Genomic DNA, 17,533 nt, shown 5'->3' on the forward strand with positions numbered 1-17,533 from the left:
GGCGGATTTGTTTTCGCCGGGCATGAAACCCACATGCCGAAAGCGCTGCGCCGACCCGGAGCCGACATGACCGCCAATACGCCAACCATCGTCACCTTTGCCATCTACCTGCTGGGCATGCTGCTCATAGGCTGGGCGGGATACAAAGCCACGTCCAACCTGTCCGACTACATCCTGGGCGGGCGCAGTCTGGGCTCGGTGGTCACGGCCCTGTCGGCCGGGGCATCGGACATGAGCGGCTGGCTGCTCATGGGCCTGCCCGGGGCGGTGTTTGCCACCGGCCTGTCGGCCTCGTGGATTGCCATCGGTCTGTGCATCGGTGCCTGGCTCAACTGGCGCTTTGTCGCGGCACGCCTGCGCGTCTATACCGAGAAGGTGGGCAATGCGCTGACATTGCCCGATTACTTCACCAACCGCTTCGAGGATGGCAGCAGCCTGTTGCGCATCGTCACGGCGCTGGTGATTCTGGTGTTCTTCACCGTCTACTGCGCCTCCGGCGTGGTCGCCGGCGCCCGCCTGTTCGAGTCCATGTTCGGCATGGACTACCAGACAGCCCTGTGGGTAGGCGCCGTGGCCACCATGGCCTATGTTTTCATCGGCGGCTTTCTGGCCGTGAGCTGGACCGACACCATCCAGGCCTCGCTGATGATCACCGCGCTGATCATGGCGCCGCTGATGGTGATCTATGCCGACGGCGGCGTGGGTGCCAGCAGTGCCATCATCGAAACTGCGCGCAGCGGTGCCTTCGATATGTTCCAGGGCCAGGGAGCGATCGCCATCGTCTCCTTGCTGGCCTGGGGTCTGGGCTACTTCGGCCAGCCCCACATTCTGGTGCGCTTCATGGCGGCCGAGTCGATCAAGACCATTCCCAACGCACGCCGCATCGGCATGAGCTGGATGGTGCTGTGCCTGGGCGGCGCCGTGGCCGTGGGCTTCTTCGGCATTGCCTTCTTTGCCAGCCGCCCCGATATCGCGGTGAACGTCAACGGCAACCATGAACTCGTGTTCCTGGAAGTCGCCAAGCTGCTGTTCAACCCCTGGATCAGCGGCGTGCTGCTGGCCGCCGTGCTGGCGGCCGTGATGAGCACCCTGTCCTGCCAGCTGCTGGTCTGCTCCAGCGCCCTCACGCAAGATATCTACAAGACCTTTCTGCACAAAAACGCCAGCCAGAAGCAGCTGGTCTGGTTCGGCCGCGCCATGGTGTTTGCCATTGCCGTGATAGCCATCCTCATTGCGCAAGACCCCAAGGCCAAGGTACTGGGCATGGTCAGCAATGCCTGGGCCGGTTTTGGCGCCGCCTTCGGCCCGCTGGTGCTGATTTCCCTGCTCTGGGCCCGCATGACGCGCAACGGCGCGCTGGCCGGCATGGTTGTGGGCGCGGTCACGGTGCTGGTCTGGCAGCATTACCAGTGGTTCAGGCTCTATGAAATCGTTCCCGGGTTTACGTTGTCCGCTATCGCAATCATAGTGGTCAGCCTGCTGGACAAAGGACCTTCGGCCACGATCACGGCCAAACACCGCGAGGTGGAGGCTGAAATCGCTGCCCACGGCGAATAAACGCTGTCACCCCCCTGCCCAAGCCCTGCCCGGCCATGCCGCCAGGGCTTTTTTGTCGTCGAAAACCGCTCTCCAGGCTGCACAAAAAATAGGCGCAACTTGCATTTTCAGGGCCTATCCGTCACACTTGCGGGTCGAAATTTCAGGCATTACCTGAGATTCTGAAAGGTTTAGTGAATGCTCAAGGCCGCTGCAGCCAAGGTATATCAGACGGGTTTAGCGTTGATGCTGGGTGCCGCTTTTGCGCTGGCATCCCCTGCGGCTTTGGCGCGAAAAGCGCCCGAAGTCGGTGCCACCGTTCCCGGCTTTGAGACCGTGAGCCTGGCCGATCTGCCGCGCGAAGGCCGCACCACCTATGGGCGAATCCTCCAGGGCGGTCCGTTTTCCAGCGACAAGGACGGCACAGTTTTCGGCAACCGTGAGCGCATACTTCCGCGCCAGGCCAGAGGCTATTACCGCGAATACACCGTGCGCACGCCAGGCGCGAAAAACCGGGGTGCACGACGCATAGTCTGTGGCGGCTTGCAGCCCCAGGTTCCCGATGCCTGCTTCTACACTGGCGACCACTACAACAGCTTTCAGCAAATCGTCCAATGAAGTTAAAAGATGCCCTCCAGGCCCGCCATACAGCGGCTTTTGACCTCTTGAATTCCGCAGCGGCGGTTTGCGCAGACAGCCTGCAGCGCTGTCAGTACCGACTCTGCCACCAGTTTTGATGTTTTTAGAAAGAATCACGGAGATGGACACGCCACTTCGTAAGCCCTCGGAAACACCGTTGCGCAATGTTCGCCCGAACATCGTGCAATCCATTCGCGCCTATCGCATTCCTGATCTTCAGGCAGCAGCAGAGGCGCTGGGCTCCCATTTCCTCTATGCCAATCTGGCCCATGCCCAGACCAAGGCCGATGTTTTCGAGCTGCTGTCCACCCAGTTCTACCTGCCGGCACACTTTGGCAAGAACTGGGATGCGCTTTATGACTGCATGACCGACCCGATCAACAAATCCGGCCCGCAACCCGGTTTTGTGGTGGTGCTCGACCAGATTCCGACCACTCCCAAGTTCGACAAGGAAGTGCGCGAGCAGTTGCTGGACGTGTTCCGCGATACTGCGGACTTCTGGGCAGAGCGCAAGATTCCCTTCCGCTGCTTTTACTCATTCCTGTAGGTCGGCTGCTGCGGCGCACACAACACAAAATGCCCGCCTTGAATGCGGGCGTTTTTGCTTTCAGAACCAAAGGCTCAGGCGGGGCGGCCCTGAGCTGCGGCCTTGAGTTGCATCCACTTGCCCATTGCAATCACCAGCACGGCGCCACAGGCGGCCGCTGCGTAATGCGCCCAGGGATTGGTCCGTACAAAACCTTCGAGCATATGGTCGCTGGTGATGGTTTCGCCGGCCACCCAGCCAATCAGTGCCGCGCCCAAAGTGACGATGGCCGGAAAACGCTCCATCAGCTTGATCATCAGCGTGGAGCCAAAGATGACCAGCGGAATGCTGATGGCCAGGCCCAGAATCAGCAGCAGCATATCGCCGCCCGCTGCAGCAGCCACGGCGATCACATTGTCCAGACTCATGACCAGATCGGCGAGCAAAATGGTGCGAACGGCAGCCATCATGCCCTGCCTGGCCACACTGCCGGAATCCTCTCCTTCATCTTCGCCCTTGAGCAGGCCCACGCCAATCCACAGCAGCAGCAGGCCACCGATCACCTCGACGAATGGCAGCTGCATCAGCTTGGCTGCCACCACTGTCAAGGCAATACGCAACACCACGGCGGCGCCGGAGCCGAACAGCACCGCTTTCTTCTGCTGCTCCGGCGGCAGGCCACGTGCGGCCAGAGCGATGACCACCGCGTTGTCACCCGAGAGAATGATGTTGATCCAGACGATCTTGAACAAGCCGATCCAGAAATCGGCACCGAGCATGGCATCCATGGAAAATATTCCTGAGTTCTCTGTCCGTTGCACCTTTAACGGACAAACGCCCGGCATTGCAAAGCCAGGCGTGATCAATGCAGGGAAGTTTAGCCAACTGCCTCTTGGAGCCGCTGTCGGCGTATTGCTTCTGACGTCATGGGAATTGCAGGCCACGGAGTGCGCCTCCGCTTTGCGACAGGCACCCCAGACCCCTCAAATTACCAGTTTTCAGTGATAGCCAAGCGACTTGATCTCGGTAACAGTGGGATACGAAAACCAGCGGCACCTCATACAATATGGCAGAGACTTTTTCCCTCCCTACAGAGTCCATTCTCCCCAGCCCCTTGATCGTGGTGGAGGATGAGCCGTTGATCCGCAATCGGCTGGAAAGCATTTTGCATGGCCTCGGATATGCGGATGATGCTCTCATCTTTGCTGCAACCCTGGGGCAGGCACGCGCCCGGCTGGCGGAGCATCCGGTCGCCATGGCACTGGTGGACCTGGGCTTGCCCGACGGCAGCGGCATAGAGCTGATCAGCCAGTTGCGCGCCGCCGACCCCGGCATGGGAATTCTGGTCATCTCGGCATGGAGTACTGAAGACGCCATTCTCTCGGCGCTGCGCGCCGGGGCCAACGGCTATGTGCTCAAGGAGCGCGACGACCTGGAGGTCACCCTGTCCATACGCAGCGTGCTGCGCGGCGGCGCGCCCATCGACCCTTTCATTGCACGGCGCATCATTGCCGAGCTGCAGCCTCCCCAGCCCACGGAAGCGCACAAGGAGATGCCGCCCGAAGCCATACTCAGCGCCCGCGAAATCCAGATCCTCAAGCTGGTTGCAGACGGCATGACCAACCGGGAGATCGCAGAGTCGCTCTTTCTCTCGCGCTACACCGTGGAATGCCATGTGAAGAACATCTACCGCAAGCTGGCCGTGCCTTCGCGCACCAAGGCGGTCAGCGAGGCCCGGGCACGCGGTTTGCTTAGCTGAATGATCAAGCGGCCGGCTCTCATGCTCCGCCTGATATTTGCGCTCGTCATGGGCTGGAGTTGCGGCGTGGCCTGGGCACAGGAGCTCAGGCCTCAGGACCTGCTCTGTGAACCGCGCATTGTGGCCCGCCAATCGGCCAAGGCACTGCCCGAGGGGCCTCCACCCGATGCGGCCTTGCTGCAATGGGTGGATGTGCAGGGGCTGGATGACTGGACTCAGCGCTGGCCCGGCTATGACGGTGCAGCCTGGTACCGCATCGATTGGGAGAGCCCCTGCGGGCGCGATCAGCCCGTGGCGCTGGCCGTCGTCAATATCGTGATGGCGGGCGAGGTGTTCGTGAATTCAGAACTGATCTGGCGCGATCAAGCGCTGGTGGAGCCGCTGAGCCGCAGCTGGAATATGCCACGCTACTGGCTGCTGCCCAAGGCGCTGCTCAAGGAGCAGGGCAACAGCATCTGGGTGCGCGTCCACGGGCTCAGCAGCCAGACGCCAGGCCTGGGACGGCTGCGCATAGGCCATCCAGCCGAACTCAAGCAATGGACGGCACAAGCCACCTGGAACCTGCGCACCATTTATATGGTCTGCATCACGGTCAGCCTGGTGCTATGCCTGCTGTTTTCGTTTGCCTGGCTCCACAACCGCAATCAAAAACTCTATGGCTGGTACGCACTCAATCTGATGTGCTGGGCACTGATGCTCTGCTTTATGGTCATGACTGATCCCTGGCCCTTCAGCAGCACGCCGGCCTTTGCCAAGGGAAATCTTCTGGCTTTCATTGCATTTACCTACACTTTCTGCATTTTTACGCTGCGTTTTGCGGAGTTGCGCCTCATACGCCTGGAACGTACGCTGGCCGGCATATGCAGCCTCTGTGCTGTATTCGCACTGTCTGTGCCCGATGCACAGGTAGCGCTGAGCCGGGCCGTCTGGCTGCTGATGTTCTGTCTTTGCGCTCTGGTCTGCCTGCTGTTTCCACTGCGCGCGCTGCAGACACGCACGCCAGCCCACATCGTTTTCAGCCTCTGCTTCGTGCTCTACCTGGCCATCGGCGTGCATGACCTGCTGCTGCTGACCAAGGCCTTGGATCACAATCTGACGCTGATTCCCTACACGACCTTGCTGAGCATGCTGGTGATCGCGTGGTTGCTGGGGAGACAGGTCGTGTGGAATATGCGCCGCATCGAGCACTTCAACCACGAACTCAGTCTCACCGTCACACAGGCCTGTGACGACCTGAGCCAGACCCTGGAGAGGGAACACCATCTGGCTCTGAGCCACTCCCGCCTGCAGGAGCGTCTGCGCATTTCCCAGGATCTGCACGACGGTCTGGGCGGATCTCTGGTGCGCTCCATTGCCCTGGTCGAGCAGAGCAGCACCCCTTTGCCCAATGCCCAGGTTCTGTCCATGCTCAAGCTCATGCGTGACGACCTGCGCCAGATGATTGATACCGGCACCAGCGCCGCCATCCAGGTTCCCGAGACACCCATGCAATGGCTTGCTCCGCTGCGCCACCGCTTTGCACGGCTGTTCGAGGAGCTGGACATTCAGGTGAAGTGGCGTCTGCCCGAATACTGGGCTCACGCGCCCAGCCCCATTCAGTGCCTGACGCTGACCCGTGTGCTGGAAGAGGCATTGACCAATGTCATCAAGCACAGCCGCGCCAGCCAGGTCCAGGTTCGGCTGGAGACTCCCGACTCCAGGGAGTTGCAGCTGCAGATCGAGGACAACGGCACAGGCTTTGATTTGGATAGCACACAGATCAACAGCATGGGCGTTGGCATGCGCAGCATGCTGGCGCGTCTGGAGCGCCTGCAAGGCACTCTGGTCATACAGTCACGCCCCGGCCGCACCGAACTGCAGGCGAGCCTGCCACTGTTCGGCAAGGTACAACGCCACACCTGAGTACAGAGCTCCGCGTCGTCTCCCCAGAGCGTCTGGCAACTGCGCTATGCTTTCTGCATGCCCCTGCTTATCGACGGAACACCGTATGAAGACGGCGTCTTCAACCTTCAGCTGACGCCGGACGCGCCGCACAGACTCAAAACCAGCCCCGGTCAGGGCAGCCTGACCCTTGGCCCCAGGAAGCTGTTGAAAACAGCGGACCTGTGGCTGCCTGTCGACGCCTGCGTGCTCTGGTCCTGCTTCGACCCCTTTGCCACGCCCGCAGGCTCGCCCTGGCCGCGCAGCTTCTACTACACGGGCAATGACAGCGGCTTCTTCACGTGGGCGCAACTGCGCCCTATCGAAAACTTCAGCTGGCACCCGCAGCTGCTGCAGGATGTGCATATCGACGCCAGCCAGTCACAGATTCGCGAGCTGAGCATTCATCTGCAAGCGGGCAATCAGGGCCACATCCACCTGAAGCTGCCGCAGCAGGGCATGCGCCTTCATCTGCAGGGCAATCTGGAGCAAATCACCGTCACCGCAGGCCTGCCTGAAAGCCTGAGTTTGAGCCCGGCCACCAGCAAGAACCCGGCCGACGAAGCCTTCCAGCTGCCCGACATGGGCTGCCTGAAACAGGTCACCACGCTGGAGCTGAGCAATGGCGCAGGAAAACAACCCATTTCGCTGCAAAACCTGCTGCAGTTTTCGAAGCTGGACTCGCTCTCCCTGTGGGGTAATCACAGAGATTTGGCCCAGCTTTCTTCATGCACGCAGCTCAAGGCGCTATCACTGCGTTTTATGCGCAATCTGTCGGGACTGCCTGCGCTGCAAACCTGGCCGGAGCTGGACTTCTTCATCGCCTACAACGTGGAAGAAGCCGCCGGAAAACGCCTGCGCCAGCAGCTCAAGGAGCGCACCAAGGCACGACCCTGGGCCGGCTACACATCTGTCAGCCAGCTGCGCAAGCCTGAATGGTGGGCCAAGGAATATGGGCGGCCATTTTCGGGCTGGCCCGCAGCCCGCGCCAGGATTGCGCATGCAGCTTACGAGCTGGCCGAACGAGAAATTGGCAAAGCCAGCAGCCTTGGCCATGTGCAAGCTGCACTGACGACCTTTACCGCCCGCTTCAACACAGTCAAAGGCATTGAAACCAGCGAGCGTGAAGACCTGGGGCTGGCCGTGCAGCAACTGGCACAACTGCCTGCGGCACTGTCACTGAATCTGACGGATGAGCAGGCCCAGCGGTGGTTTGATGAAAACCGCGACTACTAGCGATTACGGAGCGGCCGCAGGATCGACCTGTGCAATGATGCCGCCGCCAAGGCAGACATCGCCGTCATAGAGCACGGCGGACTGACCAGGGGTGACGGCCCATTGCGCTTCGGGAAAGTCCAGGCGAAAGCCTGCATCCGTGGCCTGGGAAATCAGCGCAGGCGAATCGGGCTGACGGTAGCGGGTCTTGGAGCCGTAGGCCTTGCCCTCGGCCGGGGCATGGCCGGCCACCCAGCTGACCTGATCGGCCAGCAAGGCATGCGACTGAAGCAGTGGATGGTCATGGCCCTGCACCACGCGCAGAATGTTCTTGTCCATTTCCTTGCGCGCCACAAACCAGGGCGCATGGTCGCCCGCACCACGGGCGGCGCCCTTTTCCTTGACGCCGCCAATGCCCAGACCCGAACGCTGGCCCAGCGTGTAGAAGGACAGGCCCACATGCTTGCCCAGCTTGCGGTTGCGGTCGTCCAGGATGAGACCCGGCTCCTTGCTGATATAGCGGTTCAGGAAGTCGCGGAACGGGCGCTCGCCAATGAAGCAGATGCCCGTAGAGTCCTTCTTCCTGGCATTGGGCAGGCCGATCTCTTCGGCGATGCGACGCACCTCGGTCTTGTGCAGCTCGCCCACGGGAAACATGGCCTTGGACAGCTGGGCCTGGTTCAGGCGGTGCAGGAAATAGCTCTGATCCTTGCTGTTATCCAGGCCCTTGAGCAGCTCGAACAGCTGGGTGGACGGATTCTGGCGCACGCGTGCATAGTGGCCGGTGGCGATCTTTTCTGCTCCCAGGCGCATGGCGTGGTCCAGGAAGGCCTTGAACTTGATCTCCGCATTGCACAACACGTCCGGGTTGGGCGTGCGACCGGCCTGGTACTCGCGCAGGAACTCGGCAAACACGCGGTCCTTGTAGTCCGCGGCAAAGTTCACATGCTCGATCTCGATGCCGATCACGTCGGCCACGGCCGCCGCATCGACAAAGTCGATATTCGACGAGCAGTACTCGCTGTCGTCGTCATCTTCCCAGTTCTTCATGAAGATGCCGACGACCTCGTGGCCCTGCTTTTTGAGAAGATAGGCGGTGACGGCGGAATCCACACCGCCCGACAAACCCACCACGACACGCTGCTTGTTGCTCATAGGTATGCGATTATCCCAGCGCCCGTCAACTGCTGCGGGCGTGAGGATTTGCCATGGAACTGCGCCAGCTACGCTACTTTGTACGAATTGTTGAACTGGGCTCCATGAGCCGGGCAGCGCTGGATCTGGACATGGTGCAGTCGGCGCTGAGCCAGCAGATCAGCCGCCTGGAGTCCGAACTCTCGACGCGGCTGCTGCAGCGCACACCGCGTGGCGTCACTCCTACCGAGGCCGGCCAGGCCTTTTTCCATCAGGCCCAGCTGACCCTGCGCCATGCCCAGCAGGCCATTCACGCGGCCCAGCAGGCGCGGCTGTCGGGTGCCGTCAGCATCGGCCTGTCGCCCACGATTGCCAATGTGCTGGGCCTGCCGCTGATGCGAGCCATGCGCGAGCGCTACCCCGAGGTGAGGTTGCACATGGTGTCGGCCCTCTCAGGGCATCTGACGAGTCTTCTCAACGCCAGACAGCTGGATCTGGCCATCCTTTTCGATACTCAGAGCGCCAGACGATGGAGCGTGATGCCTCTGCTGGAAGAGCAGCTGTTTCTGATCCAGTCGCGCCAGCAACCGGTGGCGCCGCAGATTCAGCATGAAGTGCCCATCAGCCTGGAGCAGCTGCAGCAAGTGCCGCTGATCCTGCCCTCGGGCAGCCACGGCCTGCGCAGCTCCATCATGGCCTCGTTCACCAGTGCCGGTTTCCAGTCGCAGATGGCCATGGAGATCGACTCGCTGACCCTGCTGATGGAAGCAGTCGACGCCGGCATGGGCGCCACGGTCCAGCCCTGGTCAGCCGTGGGCATGTACCGTGATGCAGCCGAGCGTTTTCAGTGGTCCCAGATCGCCGATGACTCGGTGCGGCGCAAGGCCGCCCTGTGCAGCCTGTCGGACGACGAGCTCTCGCCAGCAGCTCTTGCTGCCCGCGTAGTGCTGATGGATTACGCACGCCAGCTGGTGCAGTCAGGGGGATGGGTGGGGGCTAAGCTGGTGTCCTAATAGGCACCTCGGGAATACCCAAAAGCGCCAAATATTCCCAGCTCGGGTCATAAAACTGCGAATCGCGCGTTGAGTCTTGTTCGTCGCCCTCGGGCACCACAATAACCATGCCTTGGCGCGCTCTGGTGAGCAGCACCCGGTAGGCATTCAAGCGATAGCGTTGATCGACCTCTTGCCGAATCTCTTGCCACCGCGTGCCGCTGAAGCTGCGAAAGCGCCAGGGGGCGGATGGGTTCTGGGGCTGGTACATCAAATCGCCATCCCAAACCACCATGGTCCAATCCAACTCCAAGCCCTGCACATCGAACTCACTGCCGGCATCTTCCAGGTAATAAGACGATCTCACGTCATTGGCATCGTTCAAGAACCATGCACAAGGGTCGATCTTCACGCCCATATTTAAGCCCAAGGGCTTGATGCGCTTGGCGCCCGAGGAGGCCAACGCCCCATAGCGCTCGCTGCCCCGTGCCTTGCTTTTAAGCCACTGCTTGGCCTGTGCCAACGAGCGCGTGCGCACGATGGGGTAATGTTTGAGCACTTGCTGCAGCTGCGCTTTTGCCTCAGCAATCTCGCCAGCCATCACGGCGGCGATGGCTTGTGACAGCCGCTCTGAACGAAAAGATCGTAGCGATACCCCTAGGTGCAATGCGGGCGAGCGCACGATTTGACTATGTTTTAGCTCTGACAACTGAAAGCTGTGCAGATAGCTGCTGTTCTCCAATGGCACGGGAAGATAGATATCCCAATGCGTAAAGCGGTCCCGCAGCGCGCGCAGCCATTCCTCCAATCCGGCTTCGCCGGTGTTGATTTCTTGGCCTCCGCCAATTAAGCAAACAATGGCAGCCCAGCCCTCGTGCCTGTCCATCACATCAATCAAAAAAGCTGGCTCTGATTGGTCAAAGTCGGGCTCGTTGCGCTTGGTGCGCATGAACTTGCTGGCTTGCTCGCGGTCCCATGCGCGCTGGGCTTCATCAAAAACTACCACCCGCTCAACAGGCGCCGCCTCGCTTTTAAGGTTGTCATCTCGAAAATGGTGAATGTTTTGGATAAACGCCTTGGCTTTGCGCTCTGCATCGTTTTTTCTGACGGGCTGGGCGCTTTGCTTGCTTTGCAGCACTTCATCGCGGGCCAACGCCTCTCGCAAAACATCCACCAAGGGGCCATTGCCCGACAAGAACACCGCATGCTCTTGCTCATCAGCATCATGTTTGCGGCGCTCGCACACCAAGTTCAGCCCCGCCAAAGTCTTGCCTGCACCTGGCACGCCAGACACAAAGCAAATCACCTTTCGCTTGAACTGCCGCGCACGATCAATCGCCGCCGTCAACGCCTCGGTGGTAGCTCCTAAGTTCTCTGCCCCGGCTTCGGAGTGCGTAATTTCCTCCACCCCATGACCTTTGTAGAGGGCTTGCGCGGCCTCCACAATGGTAGGCGTTGGCCGGTATCCGGCAGCCAGCCAGGCTGCATAGTCCAGTTCAAGCCCTGCTGCAGACTGCGCGAACTTCGCCAGCACCGCGCGCAAACTGTCGGTATTGGCTTGGATGACAGGGTAGATGCCATCCACTGGGTAGGTATAGGCCTGCTCCACATCCGGCGCAGCAGTCGCTACCAAGATGGGTGCAATCACTGCCGTATGGCTGCCCCCATGAAAGTTGCGCAGGTCCAAGGCATAGTCCAAGACCTGTGTTTGCGCCGCCGCGTCGTATTGCTTGGCGCCCACCTTGAACTCCAGTACCGCCACTTTGTTCCCCAAAAGCAGCAAGTTATCCACGCGCCGGCCAATGCGGGGGATGACGAACTCAAAGCCGATCATGCCCTCCATACTGGAGTCGAGCGCCTCGCGGAGAATTTCGATCTGCTGCTTCCAAGCCCCCATTTGCTCCGTCGCTACATCACCTTCGGATGCGATGGAAAGTTGCCCCAAGATGGTATGGACTGAGGCAGCAAAAAACTCCTGAATCGTGGCGATATATGCAGCGCGCTGGGAAGGTTTTTTCATTTCTAAGGGCGATATTCAAAACCGTTTGAGCATAGCCCGCGCACGGCGATGCGAGCTGCTTCGGCGTCAATTCATCACAAATAGTGATACCCCTATCCCCTCCCTCTGCTACACGGGTGACGCGGCACTCACTACATTCCGGTTCAATACTTGTCTGACGGTGTCCCCTCTTTCACGCGGGGTCGCCGCCTGCGCTCGATTCCCCCACGTTGAATCGCCACCGGCCCCGTGGCAGCCCATCATGAAAACTGAAGCCTTTGACACCGATGTACTCGTCATCGGTGGCGGCAACGCCGCCCTGTGCGCCGCGCTGATGGCGCGCGAAGCAGGCAGCCGTGTGCTGCTGCTTGAATCTGCACCGCGCGAATGGCGCGGCGGCAACTCCGGCCACACCCGCAATCTGCGCTGCATGCACGATGCGCCCCAGGACGTGCTGGTCGAGGCCTATCCCGAAGAAGAGTACTGGCAGGACCTGCTCAAGGTCACGGGCGGCCTCACCAACGAGCATCTGGCACGCATGGTGATCCGGGCCTCCTCGACCTGCCGCAGCTGGATGCGCAGGCATGGCGTGCACTTCCAGCCACCGCTGTCGGGCGCGCTGCATGTGGCACGCACCAATGCCTTCTTCATGGGCGGCGGCAAGGCGCTGGTGAATGCCTATTTCCGCAGCGCCGAAAAGCTGGGCGTGGAGATCCGCTACGAGTCGCCCGTGGACAAGCTCGAAATCGAGAACGGCCGGTTCCAGGCCGCCTGGGTCAAGACCAAGGATGGGCGCCAGCGCATCACGGCCAAGAGCTGCGTGCTGGCGGCGGGCGGCTTCGAGTCCAACCGCGAATGGCTGCGCGAGGCCTGGGGCCAGAACGAGCGCGGCGAATGGCCGGCCGACAACTTCATCATCCGCGGCACGGCCTTCAACCAGGGCGTGCTGCTCAAGCATATGCTGCAAGAGCAGCAGGCCGACGGTCTGGGCGATCCCACGCAGGCGCACATGGTGGCCATCGATGCCCGCGCTCCGCTGTACGACGGCGGCATCTGCACGCGTATCGACTGCGTCTCGCTGGGCGTGGTGGTGAACCGCGATGCCCAGCGCTTTTATGACGAGGGCGAGGACTTCTGGCCCAAGCGCTATGCGATCTGGGGCCGCCTGGTGGCCCAGCAGCCCGGCCAGGTCGCCTACTCCATCATCGACAGCAAGGCCATAGGCCGCTTCATGCCGCCGGTGTTCCCTGGCGTGAAGGCCGACTCCCTGCCCGAGCTGGCACAGAAGCTGGGGCTGGATGTGGACCGCTTCATGGCCACCCTCGACGCCTACAACAGCAGCTGCAAGGTCGGCCATTTCGACCATACCGCGCTGGACGACTGCCACACCGAAGGCCTGGCTCCCGCCAAGACGCACTGGGCTCGCCCGCTCGACACCGGCCCCTACTACGGCTATGCGCTGCGCCCCGGCGTGACCTTCACCTATCTGGGCCTGAAGGTGGACGACACCTCCGCCGTGCGCTTCAGGGACCAGCCCAGCCAGAACCTGTTCGTGGCCGGCGAAATGATGGCCGGCAATGTGCTGGGCAAGGGCTACACGGCCGGCGTGGGCATGTCGATAGGCACGGCCTTTGGCCGCATTGCCGGACGCAATGCTGCTCTCGCGGCTGCCGGCAAACCCGCTATCCATGGTGCCGTCAAGGACGAGGTCTAAATCATGAGCATCCAATCCCTGCAAGAATTGGGCAAGGAAGCCCAGACCCTGGCCACCGGCAAGGTGATTCCCATCCTCCCCGCCCCAACGGAAACCGCTGCCGAAGACGAGGTGGCGCGCGTGATGCAGATCTGCAATGCCTGCCGCTATTGCGAAGGTTTCTGCGCCGTGTTCCCGGCCATGACGCGCCGTCTGGAGTTCGGCAAGGCCGATGTGCATTACCTGGCCAACCTCTGCCATAACTGCGGCGCCTGCCTGCACGCCTGCCAGTACGCACCGCCGCATGAATTCGGCATCAACATCCCCAAGGCCATGGCCGAAGTGCGCGGCCAGACCTATGCCGACTATGCCTGGCCGCCCGCCTTGGGCAGGCTGTACCAGAAGAACGGCCTGACCCTGTCCCTGGCACTGGTGGCCGGACTCTTCCTGTTCCTGGCGCTGGCCGTCGCGGCGCAAGGTGGCATTGGCCAGCTGTGGAACGGCAATCTGGGCAACAACTTCTACAACCTGTTCCCGCACAACCTGCTGGTCGGCATCTTCGCGCCGGTGTTCCTGTTCGTGGTCTTCGCGCTGTTCATGGGCGTGCGCCGCTTCTGGAAGGACGTCAAGCCCGCCACCAGCAATGTGGATGTCAGCGGCCCCGCCGCTGCCGAAGCCACGCATGACGTGCTGCGCCTGAAATACCTGGACGGCGGCCATGGCGACGGCTGCCACAACGAGGACGACGAGTACACCTTGAAGCGCCGCCGCTTCCACCACCTGACCTTCTACGGCTTCATGCTGTGCTTTGCTGCCACCGGCCTGGCCACGGTCTATCACTATGTCTTCGATCTGCCCGCTCCCTACGAGCTGCCCAGCCTGCCCAAGATTCTGGGCGCCCTGGGCGGCGTGAGCCTGATGATCGGCACGGCCGGCCTGTGGATGCTGAACCGCGCTCGCCACCCGCTGCATGGCGATGCCAAGCAAAAGCCCATGGACCTCGGCTTCATCGCCCTGCTGTTCCTGGTGGCCGCAAGCGGTCTGGCGCTATGGCTGGGCCGAGGCACACCCGCACTGGCACTGCTGCTGTGTCTGCACCTGGGTGCCGTGATTGCGCTGTTTGCCACCCTGCCCTACGGCAAGTTTGCCCACGGCGTGTTTCGCACGGCTGCGCTGCTGCGCCACAACACCGAAAAGCGCGAGCCCAGCCCCATCGGCCTGGGCGCTGATTGAGCGAAGCCCCATGACAGGCACGCATGCCGTGCCTGCTTTCAGAAAAAAGCCGGATTACCGGCATTCCTTCCCCCGACCAAGGAGACATCCCATGATGAACAAACGCCATTTCCTGCGCGCCACGGCCGTGGCCGCCTCCCTGCTGAGCCTGGGCTCGGCGGCACAGGCTGCACCCGACTGGCTGCCCAACAAGCCCGTGACCCTGGTCGTGGGCTTTGCCGCTGGTGGAGCCGCCGACGCAGCGGCGCGCATGATTGCCAAGAAGCTGGGCGAGAACATCGGCCAGACCGTAGTGGTGGACAACAAGGGCGGCGCGGGCGGCAATATCGCCCACCAGTTCGTGGCCAAGGCCCCGACCGACGGTTCGGTGCTGCTGTTCGGCTCCATCGGCCCGCTGACGATTGCGCCCCACATCATGAAGGTGGGCTACAACCCTTTCACCGACCTGGCACCCATCTCGGGCGGCGTGAACTTCCCCAATGTGCTGGTGGTGCACAAGGGCGCGGGCGTGAAGAACCTGGCCGAGTTCGTGGCCAAGGCCAAGAAGAGCCCCGGCAGCGTGGACTATGCATCGACCGGCGCGGGATCGGCCTCGCATCTGGCGGGCGAGCTGTTCAACCAGCGCGCTGGCGTGGAGATGGTTCACGTGCCCTACAAGGGCGGCGCACCGGCCCTGCAGGACCTGCTGGGCGAGCGCGTCACCTCCTACTTCGCCGCACCCCCGACGGCCCTGCCGCATATCGAGACCGGCAAGCTGATTCCGCTGGCCACCACCGGCCTGACCCGCCCCGCCTACATGCCCAATATTCCCACCGTGGCCGAAGCGGGCTTCCCCGGCTTCGAGGCGCTGAACTGGTATGCCTTCGTCGCCCCCGGCAAGACCCCCACGCCCGTGCTGGACCGCTGGAACCTGGAAATCGTCAAGGTGCTCAAGGACCCTGCAGTGGCCGAGGCGCTCAAGGTCCACGGCCTGACACCCCAGCCCACAACCCGCACCGAGTTCGCGGCCTTCATGAAGAAGGAATACGAGCAATGGGGCAAGGTGGTCAAGGAACGCAAGATCACCCAGAACTGAGAGCGTGCTGGCAGTCCTGCTGGCGCCGATGCATAAGGCATGAGTGGGACGCAGCCCAGGTCGGGGACGGCGAGCAAGGGCCTCGCCGACGGCACCATGCCACGGGGAAGCCGGGCAACAGCTCAGACGGTGATGGGCTTTTTCTCCACGGGAGCCGCAAAGCCCACGCACAGACGGTTCCAGACATTGATGCAGCCGATCGCGTAGCTGAGCTCCACGATTTCGCGCTCGCTGAAGTAGGGGCGCAAGGCCTCGAAGTCCTGCGGCCCGGGATGGGCCTGGCTCAGCTGCGTGCAGCGCTCGGCCCAGTTCAGCGCGGCGCGCTCGCGCATCTCGAACAAGTCCACCTCGCGCCAGACCACCACGCTGTTGATGCGCTGCAGGTCCTCGCCGCGCGACAGCAGCTCGCGCACATGCATGTCCACGCAGAAAGCGCAGCCGTTGATCTGCGAGACGCGCAGATAGACCAGCTCCAGCAGCTGCACGCCGAGGCTGGAGCGCGCGATCAGGGCGTTGAGGCCGGCCTGCGCCTTGTAGAGCTCGGGGGCCAGCGCACGGAAGTCCAGGCGCGGCGCGGGGATGGCAATAGGGTTGGCGGCGGGATTGGCGATGTCGGACATGTGAATACTCCTTGAGGGACATTGCAGGCCCGCCCCAGCGGCCGGCCCATACCTCTTAGACGCGGCAGCGCTGCGGTTTGTGACAGGCCTGGCCGTTCATCGCCGGGTCATCAATAAACATAGCTTCTATCGCCCGGTGCAAAACAAATTCAGCAATAAAGCCATCTGAATCTGTTGATTGACTTGCGGTAACAGCTATTGCTTTCTTCGCCTTCTGCGACGGGCGTCGCCCATCAGGCCATCAGGCACCCGGCACGAGCACGCGGGTCAGCTTGTCCGGATTGCGCAGCGTGTAGATGCGCCGGATCAGACCGTCCTCGACCAGCAGCGTCTGCACCGACTCCACCTGGCCATCCACGCAGCGCACCAGACCCGGCAGGCCGTTGACCCGCGCCAGATGCAGGGTCTGCTCCTGCCCGTCGCGGCGCAGGCGTCGGGCCGTGGCGAAATACAGCAGCGCCAGGCGGCGCCCGGTTTCCAGCACGCGGCCAAAGGAAGCCACCTTGCCGCCGCCGTCGCTGATCAGCGCGGCATCGGGCGCGAAGAGCGCCTGGATCTGCGCCAGATCGCCGCCCCGCGCAGCCTGGGCAAAGCGGCGCAGCAGCTCGGCATGGGCCTGTGCGGGCGCCTCGAAGCGCGGCCGTCCGGCCTTCACATGGGCACGCGCGCGGTGCACCAGCTGGCGGCAGGCGGCCTCGCTGCGGCCCAGCGCCTGGGCCACTTCGGCATAGTCGGCATCGAAGACCTCACGCAGCAAAAAGGCCGCGCGCTCCTCGGGCGTCAGCTGCTCCAGCACGAACAGCAGCGCCGTGGAGACGTCATGGGCCTGCTCCAGCAACTCCTCGGCCGAGGGAGCGGCCTCGGTCCAGGGCTGGACCAGCGGCTCCGGCAGCCAGAAGCCCGCATAGTGCTCGCGCTCCACACGCAGGCGCCGCAGCCGGTCTATGGCCAGCCGCGTGGCCGTGGTCACCAGCCAGGCCTCGGGCTGGGCAATGGCGGCGCGCTCGCTGTCCTGCCAGCGCAGCCAGACATCCTGCACCAGGTCCTCGGCCTCGGCGCGCTGGCCCAGCATGCGGTAGGCCAGCCCGAACAGGCGCGGGCGATGGCGCTCGAAATCCTGCAGTCCCGCATCGGCGGACGGCGCAGCGTGGGAAGTGGGGCTCACGTGATGTCTCCTGCAAATAGGCCGGGC

The 17,533-nt window shown here is 62.4% G+C and carries 16 protein-coding genes; 11 read left to right on the forward strand and 5 right to left on the reverse strand.

The window, feature by feature from the left end:
- Positions 1 to 33 precede the first annotated feature (33 nt).
- From putP to NOX35_RS26020, 3 genes are all read left to right on the forward strand, one after another.
- Positions 34 to 1,557: a sodium/proline symporter PutP gene (putP, locus tag NOX35_RS26010; RefSeq protein ID WP_198424705.1), complete on the forward strand. Its 1,524-nt coding sequence runs from the start codon at positions 34 to 36 to the stop codon at positions 1,555 to 1,557.
- Positions 1,558 to 1,734: 177 nt separating this feature from the next.
- Positions 1,735 to 2,154, forward strand: a complete 420-nt coding sequence (locus tag NOX35_RS26015; RefSeq protein WP_182285035.1) for a ribonuclease domain-containing protein — start codon at positions 1,735 to 1,737, stop codon at positions 2,152 to 2,154.
- A gap of 142 nt (positions 2,155 to 2,296) precedes the next feature.
- Complete coding sequence (locus tag NOX35_RS26020) at positions 2,297 to 2,722, forward strand: barstar family protein (protein WP_003072350.1); 426 nt, start codon at positions 2,297 to 2,299, stop codon at positions 2,720 to 2,722.
- A 74-nt stretch (positions 2,723 to 2,796) separates the two neighbouring features.
- On the opposite strand, the gene NOX35_RS26025 is transcribed toward NOX35_RS26020, so the two are convergent.
- Positions 2,797 to 3,489 (reverse strand): TerC family protein, encoded by a 693-nt coding sequence (locus NOX35_RS26025; RefSeq protein ID WP_256495228.1) that lies wholly within the window; start codon positions 3,487 to 3,489, stop codon positions 2,797 to 2,799.
- Between NOX35_RS26025 and NOX35_RS26030 the strand changes: the two genes are divergently transcribed.
- The 4 genes from NOX35_RS26030 to NOX35_RS26045 all read left to right on the forward strand — a co-directional run bounded on the left by NOX35_RS26030 (position 3,488) and on the right by NOX35_RS26045 (position 7,616).
- Entirely contained in the window at positions 3,488 to 3,706 is a 219-nt protein-coding gene (locus NOX35_RS26030; RefSeq protein ID WP_256495229.1) for a hypothetical protein, read from the forward strand. The two genes, NOX35_RS26025 and NOX35_RS26030, sit on opposite strands and share 2 nt — an antisense overlap.
- Before the next feature lie 61 nt (positions 3,707 to 3,767).
- Entirely contained in the window at positions 3,768 to 4,460 is a 693-nt protein-coding gene (locus tag NOX35_RS26035) for a response regulator transcription factor (RefSeq protein ID WP_256495231.1), read from the forward strand.
- A 21-nt stretch (positions 4,461 to 4,481) separates the two neighbouring features.
- Positions 4,482 to 6,362: an ATP-binding protein gene (locus NOX35_RS26040; RefSeq protein WP_256495233.1), complete on the forward strand. Its 1,881-nt coding sequence runs from the start codon at positions 4,482 to 4,484 to the stop codon at positions 6,360 to 6,362.
- Positions 6,363 to 6,419: 57 nt separating this feature from the next.
- Positions 6,420 to 7,616, forward strand: coding sequence for a transcriptional regulator (locus tag NOX35_RS26045; protein WP_256495235.1), 1,197 nt, complete (start codon positions 6,420 to 6,422; stop codon positions 7,614 to 7,616).
- Between the two features lie 3 nt (positions 7,617 to 7,619).
- On the opposite strand, the gene mnmA is transcribed toward NOX35_RS26045, so the two are convergent.
- Entirely contained in the window at positions 7,620 to 8,750 is a 1,131-nt protein-coding gene (mnmA, locus tag NOX35_RS26050; protein ID WP_256495236.1) for a tRNA 2-thiouridine(34) synthase MnmA, read from the reverse strand.
- 53 nt (positions 8,751 to 8,803) lie between these two features.
- Between mnmA and NOX35_RS26055 the strand changes: the two genes are divergently transcribed.
- On the forward strand, positions 8,804 to 9,742 hold the full coding sequence (locus NOX35_RS26055) for a LysR substrate-binding domain-containing protein (RefSeq protein ID WP_256495237.1): 939 nt from the start codon (positions 8,804 to 8,806) through the stop codon (positions 9,740 to 9,742).
- On the opposite strand, the gene NOX35_RS26060 is transcribed toward NOX35_RS26055, so the two are convergent.
- Entirely contained in the window at positions 9,726 to 11,741 is a 2,016-nt protein-coding gene (locus tag NOX35_RS26060; protein ID WP_256495238.1) for a DUF2075 domain-containing protein, read from the reverse strand. The two genes, NOX35_RS26055 and NOX35_RS26060, sit on opposite strands and share 17 nt — an antisense overlap.
- Positions 11,742 to 11,982: 241 nt before the next feature.
- On the opposite strand from NOX35_RS26060, the gene tcuA reads away from it, so the two are divergent.
- From tcuA to NOX35_RS26075, 3 genes are all read left to right on the forward strand, one after another.
- Positions 11,983 to 13,434: an FAD-dependent tricarballylate dehydrogenase TcuA gene (gene tcuA / locus NOX35_RS26065; RefSeq protein WP_182285042.1), complete on the forward strand. Its 1,452-nt coding sequence runs from the start codon at positions 11,983 to 11,985 to the stop codon at positions 13,432 to 13,434.
- Positions 13,435 to 13,437: 3 nt separating this feature from the next.
- Positions 13,438 to 14,646: a tricarballylate utilization 4Fe-4S protein TcuB gene (tcuB, locus tag NOX35_RS26070; protein WP_256495239.1), complete on the forward strand. Its 1,209-nt coding sequence runs from the start codon at positions 13,438 to 13,440 to the stop codon at positions 14,644 to 14,646.
- Positions 14,647 to 14,737: 91 nt separating this feature from the next.
- On the forward strand, positions 14,738 to 15,721 hold the full coding sequence (locus NOX35_RS26075; RefSeq protein WP_182285044.1) for a tripartite tricarboxylate transporter substrate binding protein: 984 nt from the start codon (positions 14,738 to 14,740) through the stop codon (positions 15,719 to 15,721).
- Between the two features lie 122 nt (positions 15,722 to 15,843).
- Here the strand turns inward: NOX35_RS26075 and NOX35_RS26080 are convergent, their stop codons facing one another.
- Both NOX35_RS26080 and NOX35_RS26085 read right to left on the reverse strand, forming a co-directional pair.
- Positions 15,844 to 16,341, reverse strand: a complete 498-nt coding sequence (locus NOX35_RS26080) for a carboxymuconolactone decarboxylase family protein (RefSeq protein ID WP_256495240.1) — start codon at positions 16,339 to 16,341, stop codon at positions 15,844 to 15,846.
- Positions 16,342 to 16,582: 241 nt separating this feature from the next.
- On the reverse strand, positions 16,583 to 17,506 hold the full coding sequence (locus NOX35_RS26085; protein ID WP_182285046.1) for an RNA polymerase sigma-70 factor: 924 nt from the start codon (positions 17,504 to 17,506) through the stop codon (positions 16,583 to 16,585).
- Positions 17,507 to 17,533 lie beyond the last annotated feature (27 nt).

This window comes from Comamonas sp. C11 (genome assembly GCF_024496285.1).
In the GTDB taxonomy this organism is placed as follows: Bacteria; Pseudomonadota; Gammaproteobacteria; order Burkholderiales; family Burkholderiaceae_C; genus Comamonas; species Comamonas testosteroni_F.

Coding starts and splice junctions, on each gene's coding strand:
- putP (WP_198424705.1), top strand. CDS start 34: ATGCCGAAAGCGCTGCGCCGACCCGGAGCCGACATGACCGCCAATACG.
- NOX35_RS26015 (WP_182285035.1), top strand. CDS start 1,735: ATGCTCAAGGCCGCTGCAGCCAAGGTATATCAGACGGGTTTAGCGTTG.
- NOX35_RS26020 (WP_003072350.1), top strand. CDS start 2,297: ATGGACACGCCACTTCGTAAGCCCTCGGAAACACCGTTGCGCAATGTT.
- NOX35_RS26030 (WP_256495229.1), top strand. CDS start 3,488: ATGGAAAATATTCCTGAGTTCTCTGTCCGTTGCACCTTTAACGGACAA.
- NOX35_RS26025 (WP_256495228.1), bottom strand. CDS start 3,489: ATGGATGCCATGCTCGGTGCCGATTTCTGGATCGGCTTGTTCAAGATC.
- NOX35_RS26035 (WP_256495231.1), top strand. CDS start 3,768: ATGGCAGAGACTTTTTCCCTCCCTACAGAGTCCATTCTCCCCAGCCCC.
- NOX35_RS26040 (WP_256495233.1), top strand. CDS start 4,482: ATGCTCCGCCTGATATTTGCGCTCGTCATGGGCTGGAGTTGCGGCGTG.
- NOX35_RS26045 (WP_256495235.1), top strand. CDS start 6,420: ATGCCCCTGCTTATCGACGGAACACCGTATGAAGACGGCGTCTTCAAC.
- mnmA (WP_256495236.1), bottom strand. CDS start 8,750: ATGAGCAACAAGCAGCGTGTCGTGGTGGGTTTGTCGGGCGGTGTGGAT.
- NOX35_RS26055 (WP_256495237.1), top strand. CDS start 8,804: ATGGAACTGCGCCAGCTACGCTACTTTGTACGAATTGTTGAACTGGGC.
- NOX35_RS26060 (WP_256495238.1), bottom strand. CDS start 11,741: ATGAAAAAACCTTCCCAGCGCGCTGCATATATCGCCACGATTCAGGAG.
- tcuA (WP_182285042.1), top strand. CDS start 11,983: ATGAAAACTGAAGCCTTTGACACCGATGTACTCGTCATCGGTGGCGGC.
- tcuB (WP_256495239.1), top strand. CDS start 13,438: ATGAGCATCCAATCCCTGCAAGAATTGGGCAAGGAAGCCCAGACCCTG.
- NOX35_RS26075 (WP_182285044.1), top strand. CDS start 14,738: ATGATGAACAAACGCCATTTCCTGCGCGCCACGGCCGTGGCCGCCTCC.
- NOX35_RS26080 (WP_256495240.1), bottom strand. CDS start 16,341: ATGTCCGACATCGCCAATCCCGCCGCCAACCCTATTGCCATCCCCGCG.